Below are 15,476 nucleotides of genomic sequence, written 5' to 3'. Positions count from 1 at the left end.
AAAAAAGATAAGGTGAGTAAATGCGTAAGCAACTGATTGCAATGTTAGCCGTATCATCCGTGTTACTGTCCGGCGCTGCGTTTGCCAAAGATGTCGGTGACGACATGGACATTATCGCGAAAAACTACAAGACCGTGCTGAGCACCAAAGATGCCGCCGAGCTGAAAACCTCACTGGGCAACATGCGTGAAGCGGCTCTGGATGCGCAGAAAGGCACCCCGCCTAAGCTGGAAAATGAGGCTGCCGACAGCGCCAACATGAAAGAGTACCGCCACGGGTTTGATATTCTCGTGGGCCAGATTGACGGTGCCCTGAAGCTGGCCAACGAAGGCAAAGTGACAGAAGCTCAGGCTGCTGCCGCAGACTTCAAAACCACTCGCGATACCTACCACAAGAAGTTTCGCTAAGATTTAACAACGGGCGGGATATTCCCGCCCGCTTTCTTTACCGCAGTTCTCCCACCGCCTGCTCCAGCGCAGCAATATCGTTATTGCTCAACAGGGGCCGAATAGCCTGAAAGTGCTCGTCGCTTAGCTGGTAAATGTGCAGCTTCAGCAGCCGCTCAATCACCTCGGGTTCGAAACGCAGGGCGATTGGTTTGGCCGGGTTACCGCCGACGACGCTGTAAGGCGCGACGTCTTTCGTCACCACGCTGCCAGCGGCAATAATTGCGCCTTCACCGATGGTTACGCCGGGCATGATGATTGCCCTCATGCCTATCCAGCATCCGTCTCCGAGCGTCGTGTCGCCTTTGGCGCGGTAGGCGTCTTTGATGGTTTCGATAAAGGGGTAAAGAGAGAACCAGTCGCCTCTGTGCGTGTGGTTGCCGCCCATCAGGATCACCGCCTCGGCGGCGATACAGACGTAATCCCCTATCCACAGCTGGTCAAGCTCGCCAATGGGCTCCCACTCCCGGCTCACCGCGTCACCCTGCAGGTAGCGCACCACGCTTCGCTCAAAACCGCTATCCCAGCAGTCGCTGTAATAACTGTGCTGGCCTTTAATATGAATATTGGGGTTGGTCACCGTTTCGTGCAGGTGCTCGACCTGAGACCAGTGCTTTTCAGTCTTTGACATGTTTTTTCTCACAACAAAAGTGTGCCCACGGAACAAGGTTCCGTTTCAAATTGCAGACGGGAATGTGTGAGCGCGCTAAGCGATGCGCGGCTGTTTTAGCAGAGGATTGTTGAGTACGGCGACGAGCAGCATGACGTTAAAACCTGTATTTAAGACTCGCCAACCTTAACATCGGGGGCAGCGAAGTACACCTTTTTCCTCCTTCATCCGCGTAGCGCACCCTGGCCATCTTCGCCTTCTACCTCGATCACAAAACGATAAACCCATTATTACTCTAAGGCTAATGATTAACGCCTGAGCTTAATTGATAGCCAACCCCGCGTGGCGCACACTTTTAACCAGACTAAAGCCAATCAAAATGATGCGCTGAATCAGGAGGTTAATAATGAGTGCTAGCCAAACGCCTGCCCGCGTCTGGAACACGCGTCGCACCGAGAAGCAGCGACGTATGGCGTCCAGTAACGTACAGGGCAAGGTGATCCCGACCGGGGACCTCGTCGAAGTGATGGAAAAGCTGATTGCACCGGGCGACCGGGTAGTGCTGGAAGGAAATAACCAAAAACAGGCCGATTTTCTCTCCCGCATGCTGGCAGAAGTCAGCCCGCAAAAAGTACACGATCTGCATATGATCATGCCGAGCGTCGGCCGGAGTGAACACCTTGATATTTTTGAAAAAGGTATCGCCCGCAAGCTTGACTTCTCTTTCTCCGGCACCCAAAGCCTGCGTATTTCTCAACTGCTTGAAGACGGGCTGTTAGAAATTGGCTCGATTCACACCTACATCGAGCTTTATGCGCGCTTGTTCGTCGATCTTGCGCCTAACGTCGCGCTCATCGCCGGTTATAAAGCCGACCGCAAAGGAAACCTGTACACCGGGCCGAGCACTGAAGATACGCCTGCATTGGTTGAAGCTGCCGCCTTCCATGACGGGATTGTTATCGCCCAGGTTAATGAACTGGTGGACGATGACTGCGATTTGCCGCGCGTGGACATTCCCGGATCCTGGATTGACTACGTGGTGGTTGCCGACAAACCCTTCTTTATCGAACCGCTGTTTACCCGTGACCCGCGCCTGATCAAGCAGGAACACATCCTGATGGCGATGATGGCCATCAAAGGCATTTACGCCGAACACCAGGTTCAGTCGCTGAACCATGGGATCGGCTTTAACACCGCCGCCATTGAGCTGCTGCTGCCGACTTACGGCGAACAGCTTGGTCTGAAAGGTAAAATCTGCAAACACTGGACCCTGAACCCGCACCCGACGCTGATCCCGGCGATTGAAAGCGGCTGGGTCGAGAGCGTGCACTGCTTCGGCGGCGAGCTGGGCATGGAAGAGTACATTCGCGCCCGCCCGGATATCTTCTTTACCGGTGCCGACGGCTCTATGCGCTCCAACCGAGCCATGTGCCAACTGGCCGGGCAATACGCTGTGGATATGTTTATTGGTTCCACCCTGCAGGTTGATGGCCTGGCTAACTCTTCAACCGTGACGCGTGGCCGCTTATCGGGCTTCGGCGGCGCGCCAAATATGGGACACGATCCGCACGGTCGTCGCCACGCCACGCCGGCTTGGCTGAATATGATCACCGAGCCCGATCCGATGCAGCGCGGTAAAAAGCTGGTGGTGCAGATGGTCGAAACCTTCCAGGCGGGCGTGAAGCCCACCTTTGTGGAAACTCTGGATGCCGTAGAGGTGGCCAAAACCTCCGGGATGCCGCTGGCCCCGGTAATGATTTACGGCGACGACGTCACCCACGTGCTCACTGAGGAAGGCATTGCGTATCTCTACCGTGCGGAGAGTCTGGAAGAACGCCGCGCGATGGTAGCGGCGGTCGCCGGTATCACCGACATCGGCCTGGGCGTGGACGCTAAACGTGTCGCCGCACTTCGCCAGAGCGGCAAAGTGGCTTACCCGGAAGATATGGGGATCCGCCGCAGCGAGGCGACCCGTTCTCTCCTGGCGGCAAGCAGCGTGGCCGATCTCGTCGAATGGTCCGGCGGTCTTTACAACCCGCCAGCGAAATTCCGGAGCTGGTAATGAAATTACATCCACAGAAAGGCGTCGAGGCCGAAGCGGGCTGGCTGGCAAGGGCTGCGACCCAAAGCCTGATCGAAGAAGCCCGCCTGAGCCCGAAACCCGGTCTGGTGGACAGCCGGGGGAATGGCGCCCATCACGACCTCAGCCTGGCGCTGATGGAGCGATCGGCCCTCAGCCTGACCCCGACATTTCATGCTCTGGCATTACAAAGCTGGGAACGTCCGGCAGACATCGCGCTGCGCCAACTGATAGGGCGCCTGGGTCGCGAAGGTGAGCAACAGATGATGGCGGCGACCGGGGGAGTGAATACCCACCGGGGAGCCATCTGGGCGCTCGGCCTGCTGATTTCCGCCACCGCTATGCACGGTATGAATGGCAGCAGCGTGGAGATCGCCGCTACGGCAGCGCGACTTGCAGCACTTCCTGATGAAGCCGCGCCAAAAAGCTTCAGCAAAGGGTTAAGAGCCACAAGACGCTATCGCGTGCCGGGTGCACGAGAAGAGGCCCAGCAGGGTTTCCCTCACGTGATGCGCCTTGCGCTGCCCCAGCTTCGCCGTAGCCGCCAGTCCGGGGCAACGGAAAGCGAGGCCAGGATTGACGCTTTGATGGCGATTATGACTTCACTTTCAGATACCTGTGTACTTTCTCGTGCCGGTTTACCTGGCCTGGAAACAATGCAGAACGGTGCCCGCAGCGTGCTGATGAACGGGGGGATTTCGCGCAAAGAAGGCCGTGATGCACTGGATTTGCTCGACCGCAATATGCTGGCGCTGAATGCCTCTCCGGGCGGCGCGGCTGATTTGCTCGCCGCCACGTTCCTGCTGGACCGCATCGATAACGATGCCACTCCGCTTCACTCACTTAATTAACGAGGGCGTTATGGAACACATTACGTTGTCATTTCCGGCAACCCGCACGGCCACAGGCAAAGCTCTGGCTGGCGTGGTGGGCTCCGGCGATATGGAAGTCCTGTTTACTGCCGCACAGGGGCAGATTCTGACCATCGACATTACCACCTCCGTCGATAACAGCGAAAAACGCTGGAAAGCGCTTTTCGAGCGCCTGGCCGCGCTGAGTCAACTGCCTGCCGGGCAAATGCACATTCATGATTTTGGCGCGACGCCGGGCGTGGCGCGTATCCGCATTGAACAGGTTTTTGAGGAGGTGGCTCATGCGTGACGACAGCAGTTTTATTGAATTAAGAGCACGCGAGCGTGCCCGTCTGCTGCTTGATGAAGGCAGCTACCGCGAACTGCTCGATCCTTTTGAGGGCATTATTTCGCCATGGCTGGGGCCTCAGGGCATTGTGCCTCAGTCCGACGACGGTATGGTCGTGGCCAAAGGTACGATCAACGGTGGTCCGGCGGTGGTGATTGCCATCGAAGGCGCATTCCAGGGCGGCAGTATGGGTGAAGTCTCCGGGGCGAAAATGGCCGCCGCGCTTGAGCTGGCGGCGGAAGACAACCGCAACGGTATTCCGACGCAGGCGGTGCTTTGCCTGGAAACCGGCGGCGTGCGCCTGCAGGAGGCTAACCTCGGCCTGGCGGCGATTGCCGATATTCACGCGGCGATTGTCGATCTGCGTCGCTATACCCCGGTGATTGGCGTTGTCGCTGGAACCGTGGGTTGCTTTGGGGGGATGTCGATTGCCGCTGCACTTTGCAGCTATCTGATTGTAACTCGCGAAGCGCGCCTGGGCCTCAATGGTCCTCAGGTTATCGAGCAAGAAGCGGGCATTGAGGAATACGATTCCCGGGATCGGCCGTTTATCTGGAGCATGACCGGTGGCGAAGTTCGCTACCAGAGCGGGCTGGTGGACGCGCTGGTTGGGGACGGCGTTCACGCAGTCAAGCAGGCGGTCAACAAAGCCATCGCCAAAGGCGTTCCGGCACTGCATCGCACCGATAACTACGCGTGGTATCTGGATCGCCTGACCCATTTCGACACCAGTCAACAGGCTGATGCCGAACAAATCAAACAGCTTTTTGGGGAGAAACGCTAATGAGCCAGAAACTGAATCGTGCCGCTGTTTGGCTGGACACTCTGGTCCCGGATGCACCACGTATGGCGGGACTGTGCGCCTCCGTACAGGTCGCCGACGGTAACGTTGACGGAAAACCTGCACGCTTTATCGCTGTGGTGCCCGATGCCAATAACCATTACCCCCGGGCTGCTGGCGGCGAAGTCGGGCTGTTAGAAGGCTGGACGCTGGCAAAAGTGGTCAGCGAAACCATCGCTGAAGATGCCGACAAAGCTGAAAAGCGAGCCATCATCGCCGTTATTGATGTCCCTAGTCAGGCCTATGGTCGCCGCGAAGAGGCATTCGGTATTCACCAGGCGCTGGCAGGTGCCGCAGGCGCTTACGCCAACGCTCGTCTGGCCGGGCACCCTGTTGTGGGCCTGATTGTCGGCAAGGCGATGTCCGGGGCATTTCTCGCTCACGGCTACCAGGCTAACCGACTGATCGCTTTTAACGACCAGGGCGTAATGATTCACGCGATGGGGAAAGAGTCCGCCGCGCGGATCACCTTACGCACCGTCGAGGCGCTGGAAAAACTGGCCGCGACCATTCCTCCAATGGCCTATGACATCAGCAATTACGAAACCCTGGGTCTGCTCTCGATGCTGCTGGATATCCATAATCCGGATGAGCCGAAGAGTGACGATGTGACAAAAGTACAGGCTGCCCTGAGTACGGCAGTGAAAGAGGCTCGGAGCGATACTTCGCTGAAATGTCGTCTGTTGGCGAAAAATCGCCACAGTTCGGCGCTGGTTCGTGAACGCATGCGCGCCAGCTGGTAAGAAAAAAGACAGACCTGCCGGATGCTATAACCAGACACGGCGCGCCGTGTCTGAATAAAAAGACGTCCGAAAAATAATAAATATCGCGACCGTGCTAACTCTCTTTATTGACTCAAGGTGAAGTTATGACTTACGTGATCGTTCATGCTCTGGCCCCTATTTTTGTCATCATGCTGCTGGGATTTTTCGCCGGCAAAGCGAAAATGGTCGATAACAAAAATGTCTCGCTGCTTAATATTTTTGTCATGGACTTTGCTCTACCCGCCGCGCTGTTTAGCGCGACAGTACAAACGCCGTGGCTTGGCATTGTTCAGCAGTCACCGCTAATCGTGGTGCTGGTGCTTTCGATGTGGATTACCTATGCGGCGATTTACTTCCTGGCGACCAGCGTATTTAAAAAGTCGCCGCAGGATGCCGCCGTGTTGACGCTTACCGTGGCGCTGCCTAACTATGCCGCGCTTGGCCTGCCGATTTTAGGCAGCGTGCTCGGGGAAGGCTCCTCGACTTCGCTTTCCGTCGCGGTGTCGATTGCCTGCGGCTCCGTCCTGATGACGCCGTTCTGCCTGCTGATTCTTGAACGTGAAAAAGCACGTGCGGCAGGGGAAAACACTGGCTCAACGCTGACAATGTTGCCTGTACTGATGTGGCGTTCGGTGAAAAAACCTATCGTGTGGGGACCGTTGCTGGGGGTTGTACTGTCGGCTGTCGGTGTCCGGATGCCTGACTTGCTGCTGGCTTCTATTAAACCGCTGGGCCTGGCCGCTACCGCAGCCGCATTGTTCCTGACCGGCGTGATCCTGTCTGCGCGTAAGCTGCAGATCAACACTATGGTTATCACCGCGACCGTTACCAAACTGCTTATCCAGCCGTTTATCGCCTGGGGCATCGTGCTGGCGCTCGGCCTGACTGGCCCGGTGGCCATTACCTCCATTCTGATGATTGCCCTGGCCGCCGGCTTCTTTGGCGTAGTTTTTGGCAACCGGTTTGGTGTGCAATCGCCGGATGCGGAAGCTGTGTTGTTGCTGAGCTCGGTACTCTCTATCCTGTCGCTACCGCTGTTTATTACGCTGACTTCAGGAATTTAACCTATGCCGACATTGCGCCCCCACGATCTCCTTTGGCTCACCGACCGCGAAGCACTGGAGGGGGTTCGCGAGGAGTGGATAGCCAGCCAGTGGCGTCCTGCGCTGCCGGTAGTGGTACGGCGTGATGTCGAACGTGACGGACGTGTGCCGGTAGGCGTGCGGGGGATGCGACGCGATCAGCGAGCAGCGGGCTGGGTAAGTACGGCGAGCGTTAAACGCGTTGTTAGCCCTGAAGCGTTATCCAGCCGTGAGCTGCTGCTCAATTCCCCGTTTGTTTCCATGCCGCCGGTGCAGGGCGCTATTCAGCTGGCCAGCCGCCCGTGGGCATGGTGCTGGGGTATTACCGGGAGCGTAGGTTACGCGCTGGCAACAGAAATGCCGGTGATGCATGCCGAGAGCGATCTGGATGTGCTGATTCGCAGCCCACAGCCGATATCAAAAGAGGCGCTGACAGAGTGGCAGAGCCTGACCGGGCGACTGCTGTGCAGGGTTGATACGCAAATCGAAACGCCTTACGGCGCTTTTGCGCTGGCGGAATGGCTAAGAGAAAAACGCGTGTTGCTGAAAACGAATCAGGGGCCGCTGCTTGTGATCGACCCCTGGTTGCCGGAGAAAAACGGATGAAAATACTTTTTACTTTTCCCGGGCAGGGAACCCAGCGTGTGGGCATGCTACAGGATCTACCCGAGCGCGACGCCATCCTGACGCAGGTCAGGGCGGTCTTAGGGGACGAAGCAGGCCAGTTAGATAGTGCTGCTGCGCTGAGGCATACTCGTGCCGTACAGCTTTGCCTGCTAATCGCAGGTGTCGCCTGGGCGCAGGAGCTTGAGCGTAGCGGCGTAAAACCAGACATGGTCAGCGGACTGTCTATCGGCGCGTTTCCGGCAGCCGTAGTCGCCGGCGTTATTCCCTTTTCAGATGCGCTGCGGCTGGTGGCGCTTCGCGGCGATCTGATGGAGCAGGCTTATCCTGAAGGCTACGGCTTAACGGCTATCGTCGGGCTGCGTCTGGAACAGGTGGAACTCCTGGTGGCGGGCAGCGGCACTTACATCGCGAATATTAATGCTGAACAGCAAATCGTCATCGCCGGTAGCGAGGAGGCTATGGCGAAGGTTGCGGGTAGGGCGCTTGAGCAGGGGGCTCAAAAAGCCCGGCAGCTGGCGGTTAGCGTGCCCTCTCACTGTGCCTTGCTGAATGCGCCTGCGCAGAAGTTAAAACAAGCATTTGCTGATGTGGCGCTAAGTCGTCCCAACTGCGCTTATCTCAGCGGCAGCACGGGCCGGGTACTTTGGCTACCAGAGCTAATTGCGGAAGATCTGGCGCTGAATATGGCCCGCACGGTGCGGTGGCGAGAGGCGATGATTGCTGCCAACGAGCGAGACGTGCGGCTGGCGATTGAAATGCCGCCGGGTAGCGTGCTTTCAGGTCTGACGCGGCAGGCGTTTCGTGAGGGGATCACCGTTTGTCGCGAACAAAACAGCGTGGCGGCCATTGTCCACCTTGTGGAAAAAACTAGGGCGGCGCGTTAGGCGTATCGATGAACGTGCGGGCGTACATTCGCCCCTCGGCGGCCAGCGCCAGTAGGTTCGGGTCATGTTCACGGTTGCGGGCAAAGACGATAGCGATGGTTTGTTTCATCTGATATTGCTCGGCCAGCCTCAGCAGCTGCACTGAATTTTCATACACCTTCTTCATTCTTCCGGGCATCAAGGTTAGCCCTACACCCGCCTGTACCAGGCTGACCATTGAGAAAATGTCGTTTACCCGAGTAACGATTTCCGGCTCGAAACCGGCGACGTTAAAGGCTTCCTGAAATCCCGCATAGGTGGCAAAGCCTTCCGCCAGAGAAACGAATTTCTCCGCGTGGAACTCACGCAGATCTGCCGGGTGTGAGGTGTCCAGCGGGAAGCTGGCCGGTGCTGCCAGGAAAATATCGTCTCTAAACATGGGCAGGACTTCCAGCCTCGAGCGATCCACTTCACCTTCAGAAATGGAAATCAAAATAGCGTCCAGTACGCCGTCTTCCAGCATATTTAGCAGCACCTGGTTTGAGCCCATGGTGAGATCCATTTCCAGCTCCGGCCGCCTGAGCTTCATGCCCATGATAAGTTTCGGAACGGTTTCGAGCGTCAGGGAATAGAGGGTGCCGATACGCAGTCGCCCCTGGCCTACGCCTGCCGTCTGGCGGGTTTCATCGATGCCGCGCGCCATCAGCGCAACCACTTCTTTGCTGTGCTCCAGCAGGGTAAATGCCGATTCGAGCGGTACCAGGTTGCGCCCTTTATGAATAAACAGCGGGCAGCGCACACCTTCCTCCAGGGTATGCAACGCGCGGTGCACGCTAACCCCGCTAATACCCAGCGCTTCGGCGGTGCGCGCAATGTTCCCTTTCTCCATAAACTCCATGAATATCTCAAGCTTGCGGAAAGTGATTTCAGCGTCGATTTTCATTACCCGGCGATAACCCCAGTCGGAAAAATTATGCCATTAAGGTATAGCAAACGAGACCAGACGGCACTGATGAGCCGCAATAAGCAGCAGGATTTACCGTTGCGCCACGAACGTATCCATCATAAGCAACGCCAATGATGGCGCTAAAACGGTCCTTTCATCACACTTTCAAACAAAAAGCGCCGCTGGAAAAACGGCCTTTTATCACTCGGTTATGTGAGCCAATTCACGGTAAGCCAGCGGAAAAGCGCTATTCCGGCTCTTTATGTGGAACAGATCACTATTGCCGCCGCGATTTCCACTTCGAAGTGGAAAACAACTCGCTACAAACCTTTCCCCCCGCCAGGTAGCTTAAAAAACAGATTAGTTAACGAGGTACCCAAGGTGAATAACGGAGCGGTAATGGTTAATGAAGCCGAGGAGTTAACGGCGCGTATTCAGGGTTTTATTGACGCGCTGTTCAAAAGTAAGCACATCACGCCTAACGGGGTACAGGAACAAATGCTGGCCTCTCACGTGAAGGCGATGATTCATCGCTCTCTGACCGGAGAGCCTTTACCAGAAGTGGAAGAGAGCTTGTTCGAGGAGATCTCCGCGGAGTCGATGGAAATGGCGCAGGCGGTGGTCGATCAGTTCGGAAATCTGCCGGTAGAAGAAGCGTGGTTGCTGTCAGTGCATTTCGAAGTGGCGAAAGACAATCTTTGAATAATCAGGAGAAAACAATGGAACAAATTACCGTAGTCATTGGTGACCGTCTGGGCAAAGGCCAGAAAGTTGCAGCAGGGATCGAAAAAGCGGGCGGTCGCGCCGTGGTTATTCCAGGCGTCGCCGCCGACATGAAGCTGGGCGACGTGATGAAAGCGGAGAATGCCACCTTTGGTATCTCCTTCTGCGGCAGCGGCGGCGCAGGTGCTATCACCGCACAAACCAAACACGGCTACAAAGCTAAGTACGGCATGCGCTCCGTTGATGAAGGCGTGACGGCGATTAACGAAGGCAACAACGTGCTTGGCTTTGGCTTTATGGACAAAGAAGAGCTGGGTGAGCGCCTGGTACAGGCGTGGAACAAGAAGTACGGCAGTTAAGTATGAAAGAAAAATTCGCTACCACGGTGCGAGTTAGCGGGCGCGGCGATACCAAAGCCAAAGCCTTTTCCGACGCCCTGAATCACGTTCAGGGCACGGTGCTTAAATCCACCAACCACATTCTTCTGCGCATTGAGCCACAGGACGTGCAGGTTGTTCAGGCGCAGGTCAGGGTGCGCAAAGAAGCTTTTCTGTTCTTCTTCCTGCGCCGGGAAAGGCGGAGCTACAGCGTGGAGCTGGATGTTTCCGTCAACGTGACGGCTCTTAACCTCGATGAGGTGGATTTCGTCGCACAATAAAATAACACTAACAAGGGCAGACTCATGTTCTTAATCATATTATTCAAATCACTCATTATCGGCGGCCTCGTCGGTGTGGGCGTTGGTGCCGGGGCCGCGCGTATGTTCCATGCGCCGACCTCCCAGGGCATGGGCGCATTTCGTACACTCGGCGAGCTGAACTCCTGTGAAGGGGATCCGGCTTCTCACTTCTCCTTTGGGCTTGGCTTCTTCTTTAACGCCTGGGCGTCTTCCGTCGCGGCGGGGGCATTCACCCAGGACGTTGACCACCGCATCATCCCTAACTGGGGCGCGGCTGCTCTGATGGTGAAGAACCGTAACGTGGCGGAAACCCTCCACGACCCGAAAAAAATGGCTATCGCCTGCGGCATCATCGGCATGATCGTGGTGGCGTTCCTGAACTCTACGGCCTCTGCGGTGCCGGCGGCACTTCAGGTCACGGCAGTCAAAGTGCTGGTCCCTGCGGCTAACCTGCTGGTGAACACCGTGATGCCGGTCATTTTCTGGCTGGCGGCTATCGACGCGGGCAAAAAATCCGGCTTCTGGGCAACCATTTTCGGCGGCGCAGCGCAGCTGATCATGGGCAACGCCGTGCCGGGACTGGTGCTGGGTATCCTGATCGGTAAAGGCGTTGAAGAAAGCGGCTGGCACCGTGTCACCAAAGTGATGATGACGGCTATCGTGGCCCTGTTTGTGCTGAGCGCCTTCTTCCGCGGGTTCGACATGAAGATGATTGAGTCTTTCCACATGACCGTGCCGAACTGGCTGGATCTGCTGCATAACTCGCTGAGCGGCAAATAAGGGGATAACGCATGGAACAGAATAAAGGCTTTTGGTACGCGGACTGGTCATTCCCGATCTTTGTCGGCCTGCTCTCCTCCGGCGTGTTTGCCGGGACACACATGTACTACCTGTACGGCATCGGCGCGTTTAACGAAGTCGCCTTCGTGGCGATGCTGAAGTCCGGGATTGATACCGGCGTTTACGGCGCGGTGGCGGCGTTTGGCGCCAGCTTCCTGTTTGCCCGCATCATCGAAGGCTCTCTGGTCGGGATCCTGGATATCGGTGGGGCGATTCAAACCGGCGTAGGCCTCGGCGTTCCGGCGCTGCTGCTGGGCGCGGGCTTTGTCTTCCCGGTGGCAAACTTTGCCGCATCGCTGGTGACTGGCCTGGTGATTGGTCTCGCCATTGGCTACATCATCATCCTGGCACGTAAGTTCACCATCAATCAGAGCGACTCGACCTACGGGGCGGACGTCATGATGGGCGCGGGTAACGCCTCCGGCCGCTTCCTTGGGCCGTTGATTATCCTCAGCGCCATGACGGCTTCGATTCCCATCGGCATCGGCTCGTTGATCGGCTCTCTGCTGTTTTACCTCTGGGGCAAACCGATTACCGGCGGGGCGATCCTGGGCGCAATGATTTTAGGTTCCATTTTCCCGGTAGCGTTGTAAGCAGTATTTCCAGGGCGGACGGGCTGTGGCTCGCCCGCCAGTTAAGGAGAAAGATATGTTTGACCTGATCCTGCGCCAGGCGCGGCTGGTGGACGATACCGTAATCGATATCGCCCTGAAGGACGGCAAAATTGCCGCCTTAGGCAAAATAACCGGCGAGGCAACTGAAGAGCGCCAGCTGAACGGCGAATACTACGTCAGCGCCGGCTGGATTGACTCCCACGTTCACTGTTACCCCAAGTCCCCTATTTACCATGACGAACCTGACAGCGTAGGGATTCATACCGGCGTGACAACCGTCGTTGATGCCGGAAGCACCGGGGCCGATGACGTCGACGATTTCTATCAAATCACCCGCAGCGCAGCGACCGAAGTTTATGCGCTGCTGAACATCTCCCGCGTGGGCCTGATTGCCCAAAACGAACTGTCCAATATGGCGAATATTGACGCTGACGCCGTGCGCGGCGCGGTGAAGCGCCACCCGGACTTTATCGTGGGCTTAAAAGCGCGCATGAGCAGCAGCGTGGTAGGTGACAACGGCATTACGCCGCTGGTGCGCGCCAAGGCTATCCAGAAAGAAAACGGTGATTTGCCGCTGATGGTGCATATCGGCAATAACCCGCCGGATCTCGATGAAGTGGCTGAGCTGCTGACCAGCGGCGATATCATCACCCACTGCTACAACGGCAAGCCGAACCGCATTCTCAATCCGGCCGGGCAACTGCGAGCCTCCGTGGCGCAGGCTATCCAACGTGGGGTGCGCCTGGATGTCGGGCACGGCACCGCCAGCTTTAGTTTTGACGTGGCGCGTGTCGCTATCCAGCAGGGCATTCTGCCGCACAGCATCAGCTCGGACATCTATTGCCGCAACCGCATCAGCGGCCCGGTGCATTCACTCGGCGCAGTGATGTCGAAATTCCTCTCCATTGGCCTGTCATTGCCTCAGGTGATCGACTGTGTGACCGCGCACGCTGCGGATGGATTACGTCTGAAAAATAAAGGCCGCCTGGCCGTGGGGCTGGATGGCGATCTGACCGTCTTTGAACTGCGCCGCCAGCCAACGGTATTTACCGACGCAGAGCAGCAAACGCTGACGGGTGACCAGGCGCTGGTGGCGCTGGCCGCAGTGCGCGCCGGGAAATGGTTTACTACAGAACAAGGGAAAGCTGAACATGTCTTCGATCTATGAAAAATACAATTTAAAACAGGTGATTAACGCATCTGGCCGCATGACCGCTCTTGGTGTGTCTACGCCTCGCCAGGAAGTGGTGGATGCGGTCACCACCGGCATGAATCACTACTTCGAAATGAAGGATCTGGTCAACAAGACCGGCGCCTACATTGCCGGACTGCTCGATGTTGAAGCGGCGACCGTGGTGTCCTGCGCTTCTGCCGGTATTGCCCAGTCCGTAGCTGCGGTGCTGGTTAAAGACAATCAATGGCTGATCGAGAACCTACATGCGGCCCCATTGGAGAACAACGAGATCGTGCTGCCGAAGGGCCACAACGTTAACTTCGGCGCGCCGGTCGGCACGATGGTGAACCTGGGCGGCGGCAAAATCGTTGAAGCGGGCTACGCCAACGAATGTTCGGCGGACCAGCTGGCCGCAGCTATTTCTCCGCGCACGGCGGCCATTCTGTACATCAAATCCCACCATTCGGTGCAGAAAAGCATGCTCAGCGTTGAGCAGGCCGTTGTTGTGGCGCGTAAGCACAACCTGCCGCTGATTGTTGACGCTGCGGCGGAAGAAGATTTGCAGTGCTACTACCGCGCCGGGGCAGACCTGGTGATTTACAGCGGGGCTAAAGCTATTGAAGGCCCAACCAGCGGGCTGGTGATCGGCAAAGAGCAGTACGTCGAGTGGGTTAAGCTGCAAACTGGCGGTATCGGACGTGCGATGAAAGTTGGCAAAGAAGGCATTCTCGGTCTGACCTGCGCGATTGAACATTACCTGAGCGCAGCCAAAGAGAGTGGGGCCGAAATGGTCGCCAAAATGACGCCGTTTATCGACAGCCTGAACACGCTGAATGGCGTTACCGCGCGCGTGGTGTGGGACGCCGCTGGCCGCGATATCGCCCGCAGCGAAATCAAGTTCGATGAGGCGACCGTTGGCATCAGCACCGGCGAGCTTGTCGGTAAGCTGAAGCAGGGCGAATACGCCATCTACTTCCGTGGCTATAAGGCCAACGAAGGCATTATTGAAGCGGATGTGCGCAGCGTAAGCGCGGCACAGCTGGAGATTATTTACCGCTGCATCAAAGCGCTGGTAAGCAAGGAGAAATAAGCATGAAACTGACCCCGAATTTTTACCGCGATCGCGTGTGCCTGAACGTCCTGGCTGGCTCCAAAGAAAACGCCAAAGAGATTTACCAGGCGGCGGAAGGTCACGTGCTGGTTGGCGTGTTATCCAAAAACTACCCGGATGTAGCAAGCGCGGTCGCCGACATGCGTGATTACGCGGCGCTGATCGACAACGCGCTGTCCGTTGGCCTTGGTGCAGGCGATCCCAATCAATCTGCCATGGTGAGCGAAATCTCCGGCCAGATTCAGCCCCAGCACGTCAATCAGGTGTTTACCGGCGTGGGCACCAGCCGCGCGCTGCTGGGCCAGACTGACAGCGTAGTTAACGGCCTGGTTTCGCCGACCGGCACCGTCGGGAGGGTAAAAATCTCCACTGGCCCGTTAAGCTCTGGCGCGCCGGACGGCATCGTACCTGTCGAAACGGCCATTGCGCTGCTGAAGGATATGGGCGGCAGCTCAATCAAATATTTCCCGATGGGCGGGCTGGACTGCCGTGAAGAGTACCAGGCGGTAGCGGAAGCCTGTGCGAAGCATGACTTCTGGCTGGAGCCGACAGGCGGTATCGATCTTGAGAACTACGAGGAGATCCTGAAGATTGCGCTGGATGCCGGCGTCAGCAAAGTGATTCCGCATATTTACAGCTCAATTATCGACAAGGCCAGTGGCAATACGCGCCCGGCGGATGTTGCCACTCTGTTGGCGATGACGAAGAAGCTGGTGGGGTAAAGTGCTCGCTGTTTCCCCTCACCCCGGCCCTCTCCCCAAAGGGGAGAGGGGGAAAAGAAAGGCCGGTTCTCCTTCGAGGGAGAGAGAAGGACTGATGTGAAAAAGAAAGATCCCCTCTCCCTTTTAGGGAGAGGGTTAGGGTGAGGGTATAATC

General features: G+C 57.0%; 19 protein-coding genes. 17 read left to right on the top strand and 2 right to left on the bottom strand.

All coding sequences use genetic code 11. From position 1 onward, the window contains the following. Nucleotides 1–20: 20 nt before the first annotated feature. The gene (gene cybC, locus ACREYP_RS20235) at nucleotides 21–407 is read left to right on the top strand and encodes a cytochrome b562 (RefSeq protein WP_008453720.1); all 387 of its coding nucleotides are present in this window, start codon (nucleotides 21–23) and stop codon (nucleotides 405–407) included. 37 nt (nucleotides 408–444) lie between these two features. Here the strand turns inward: cybC and ACREYP_RS20230 are convergent, their stop codons facing one another. Further along, nucleotides 445–1,077, bottom strand: a complete 633-nt coding sequence (locus tag ACREYP_RS20230) for a CatB-related O-acetyltransferase (protein ID WP_336818281.1) — start codon at nucleotides 1,075–1,077, stop codon at nucleotides 445–447. A 385-nt stretch (nucleotides 1,078–1,462) separates the two neighbouring features. Between ACREYP_RS20230 and mdcA the strand changes: the two genes are divergently transcribed. From mdcA to mdcH, 8 genes are all read left to right on the top strand, one after another. Continuing rightward, nucleotides 1,463–3,118, top strand: coding sequence for a malonate decarboxylase subunit alpha (mdcA, locus tag ACREYP_RS20225; protein WP_336818282.1), 1,656 nt, complete (start codon nucleotides 1,463–1,465; stop codon nucleotides 3,116–3,118). Further along, nucleotides 3,118–3,987, top strand: coding sequence for a triphosphoribosyl-dephospho-CoA synthase (locus ACREYP_RS20220; RefSeq protein ID WP_336818283.1), 870 nt, complete (start codon nucleotides 3,118–3,120; stop codon nucleotides 3,985–3,987). The genes mdcA and ACREYP_RS20220 overlap by 1 nt, the downstream gene beginning before the upstream one ends. Nucleotides 3,988–3,997: 10 nt before the next feature. Beyond that, a complete protein-coding gene (gene mdcC / locus ACREYP_RS20215; protein WP_008453713.1) occupies nucleotides 3,998–4,297 on the top strand; it encodes a malonate decarboxylase acyl carrier protein in 300 nt (99 codons plus the stop codon). After that, nucleotides 4,290–5,120: a biotin-independent malonate decarboxylase subunit beta gene (locus ACREYP_RS20210; protein WP_336708777.1), complete on the top strand. Its 831-nt coding sequence runs from the start codon at nucleotides 4,290–4,292 to the stop codon at nucleotides 5,118–5,120. Before mdcC ends, ACREYP_RS20210 begins: the two co-directional genes overlap by 8 nt. Beyond that, entirely contained in the window at nucleotides 5,120–5,920 is an 801-nt protein-coding gene (gene mdcE / locus ACREYP_RS20205) for a biotin-independent malonate decarboxylase subunit gamma (RefSeq protein ID WP_008453709.1), read from the top strand. Before ACREYP_RS20210 ends, mdcE begins: the two co-directional genes overlap by 1 nt. Nucleotides 5,921–6,045: 125 nt before the next feature. Next, a complete protein-coding gene (locus tag ACREYP_RS20200; protein WP_166877368.1) occupies nucleotides 6,046–7,005 on the top strand; it encodes an AEC family transporter in 960 nt (319 codons plus the stop codon). Between the two features lie 3 nt (nucleotides 7,006–7,008). Continuing rightward, nucleotides 7,009–7,629, top strand: coding sequence for a malonate decarboxylase holo-ACP synthase (locus ACREYP_RS20195; RefSeq protein WP_008453705.1), 621 nt, complete (start codon nucleotides 7,009–7,011; stop codon nucleotides 7,627–7,629). Continuing rightward, complete coding sequence (gene mdcH, locus ACREYP_RS20190; RefSeq protein WP_008453702.1) at nucleotides 7,626–8,534, top strand: malonate decarboxylase subunit epsilon; 909 nt, start codon at nucleotides 7,626–7,628, stop codon at nucleotides 8,532–8,534. The genes ACREYP_RS20195 and mdcH overlap by 4 nt, the downstream gene beginning before the upstream one ends. Here mdcH and ACREYP_RS20185 read toward each other — a convergent pair. Further along, complete coding sequence (locus ACREYP_RS20185) at nucleotides 8,518–9,456, bottom strand: LysR family transcriptional regulator (protein WP_336818284.1); 939 nt, start codon at nucleotides 9,454–9,456, stop codon at nucleotides 8,518–8,520. The two genes, mdcH and ACREYP_RS20185, sit on opposite strands and share 17 nt — an antisense overlap. A 402-nt stretch (nucleotides 9,457–9,858) precedes the next feature. Between ACREYP_RS20185 and ACREYP_RS20180 the strand changes: the two genes are divergently transcribed. From ACREYP_RS20180 to dagF, 8 genes are read left to right on the top strand one after another with little or no spacing between them, the layout of a single operon-like run. Continuing rightward, entirely contained in the window at nucleotides 9,859–10,161 is a 303-nt protein-coding gene (locus tag ACREYP_RS20180) for a glycine dehydrogenase (protein WP_166877355.1), read from the top strand. Between the two features lie 17 nt (nucleotides 10,162–10,178). Further along, nucleotides 10,179–10,541, top strand: a complete 363-nt coding sequence (locus ACREYP_RS20175) for an SFCGS family glycine-rich protein (protein WP_008453696.1) — start codon at nucleotides 10,179–10,181, stop codon at nucleotides 10,539–10,541. Nucleotides 10,542–10,543: 2 nt separating this feature from the next. Beyond that, a complete protein-coding gene (locus ACREYP_RS20170; protein WP_008453694.1) occupies nucleotides 10,544–10,840 on the top strand; it encodes a DUF4312 family protein in 297 nt (98 codons plus the stop codon). A 24-nt stretch (nucleotides 10,841–10,864) separates the two neighbouring features. Beyond that, entirely contained in the window at nucleotides 10,865–11,641 is a 777-nt protein-coding gene (locus tag ACREYP_RS20165; RefSeq protein ID WP_008453692.1) for a DUF4311 domain-containing protein, read from the top strand. Between the two features lie 11 nt (nucleotides 11,642–11,652). After that, nucleotides 11,653–12,294 (top strand): DUF4310 family protein, encoded by a 642-nt coding sequence (locus ACREYP_RS20160; RefSeq protein ID WP_008453690.1) that lies wholly within the window; start codon nucleotides 11,653–11,655, stop codon nucleotides 12,292–12,294. Nucleotides 12,295–12,349: 55 nt separating this feature from the next. Further along, nucleotides 12,350–13,483: an amidohydrolase/deacetylase family metallohydrolase gene (locus ACREYP_RS20155; protein WP_039299706.1), complete on the top strand. Its 1,134-nt coding sequence runs from the start codon at nucleotides 12,350–12,352 to the stop codon at nucleotides 13,481–13,483. Continuing rightward, complete coding sequence (locus ACREYP_RS20150; protein WP_336818285.1) at nucleotides 13,467–14,579, top strand: DgaE family pyridoxal phosphate-dependent ammonia lyase; 1,113 nt, start codon at nucleotides 13,467–13,469, stop codon at nucleotides 14,577–14,579. Before ACREYP_RS20155 ends, ACREYP_RS20150 begins: the two co-directional genes overlap by 17 nt. Nucleotides 14,580–14,581: 2 nt before the next feature. Then, the gene (gene dagF / locus ACREYP_RS20145; RefSeq protein ID WP_336818286.1) at nucleotides 14,582–15,322 is read left to right on the top strand and encodes a 2-dehydro-3-deoxy-phosphogluconate aldolase; all 741 of its coding nucleotides are present in this window, start codon (nucleotides 14,582–14,584) and stop codon (nucleotides 15,320–15,322) included. Nucleotides 15,323–15,476 lie beyond the last annotated feature (154 nt).

The sequence above is a fragment of the Enterobacter sp. TMH.L2 genome (assembly GCF_050847315.1).
GTDB lineage: Bacteria > Pseudomonadota > Gammaproteobacteria > Enterobacterales > Enterobacteriaceae > Cedecea.
The sequence above is the reverse complement of the archived record's forward strand: the minus strand, read 5'-3'. Positions and strand labels throughout refer to the sequence as shown.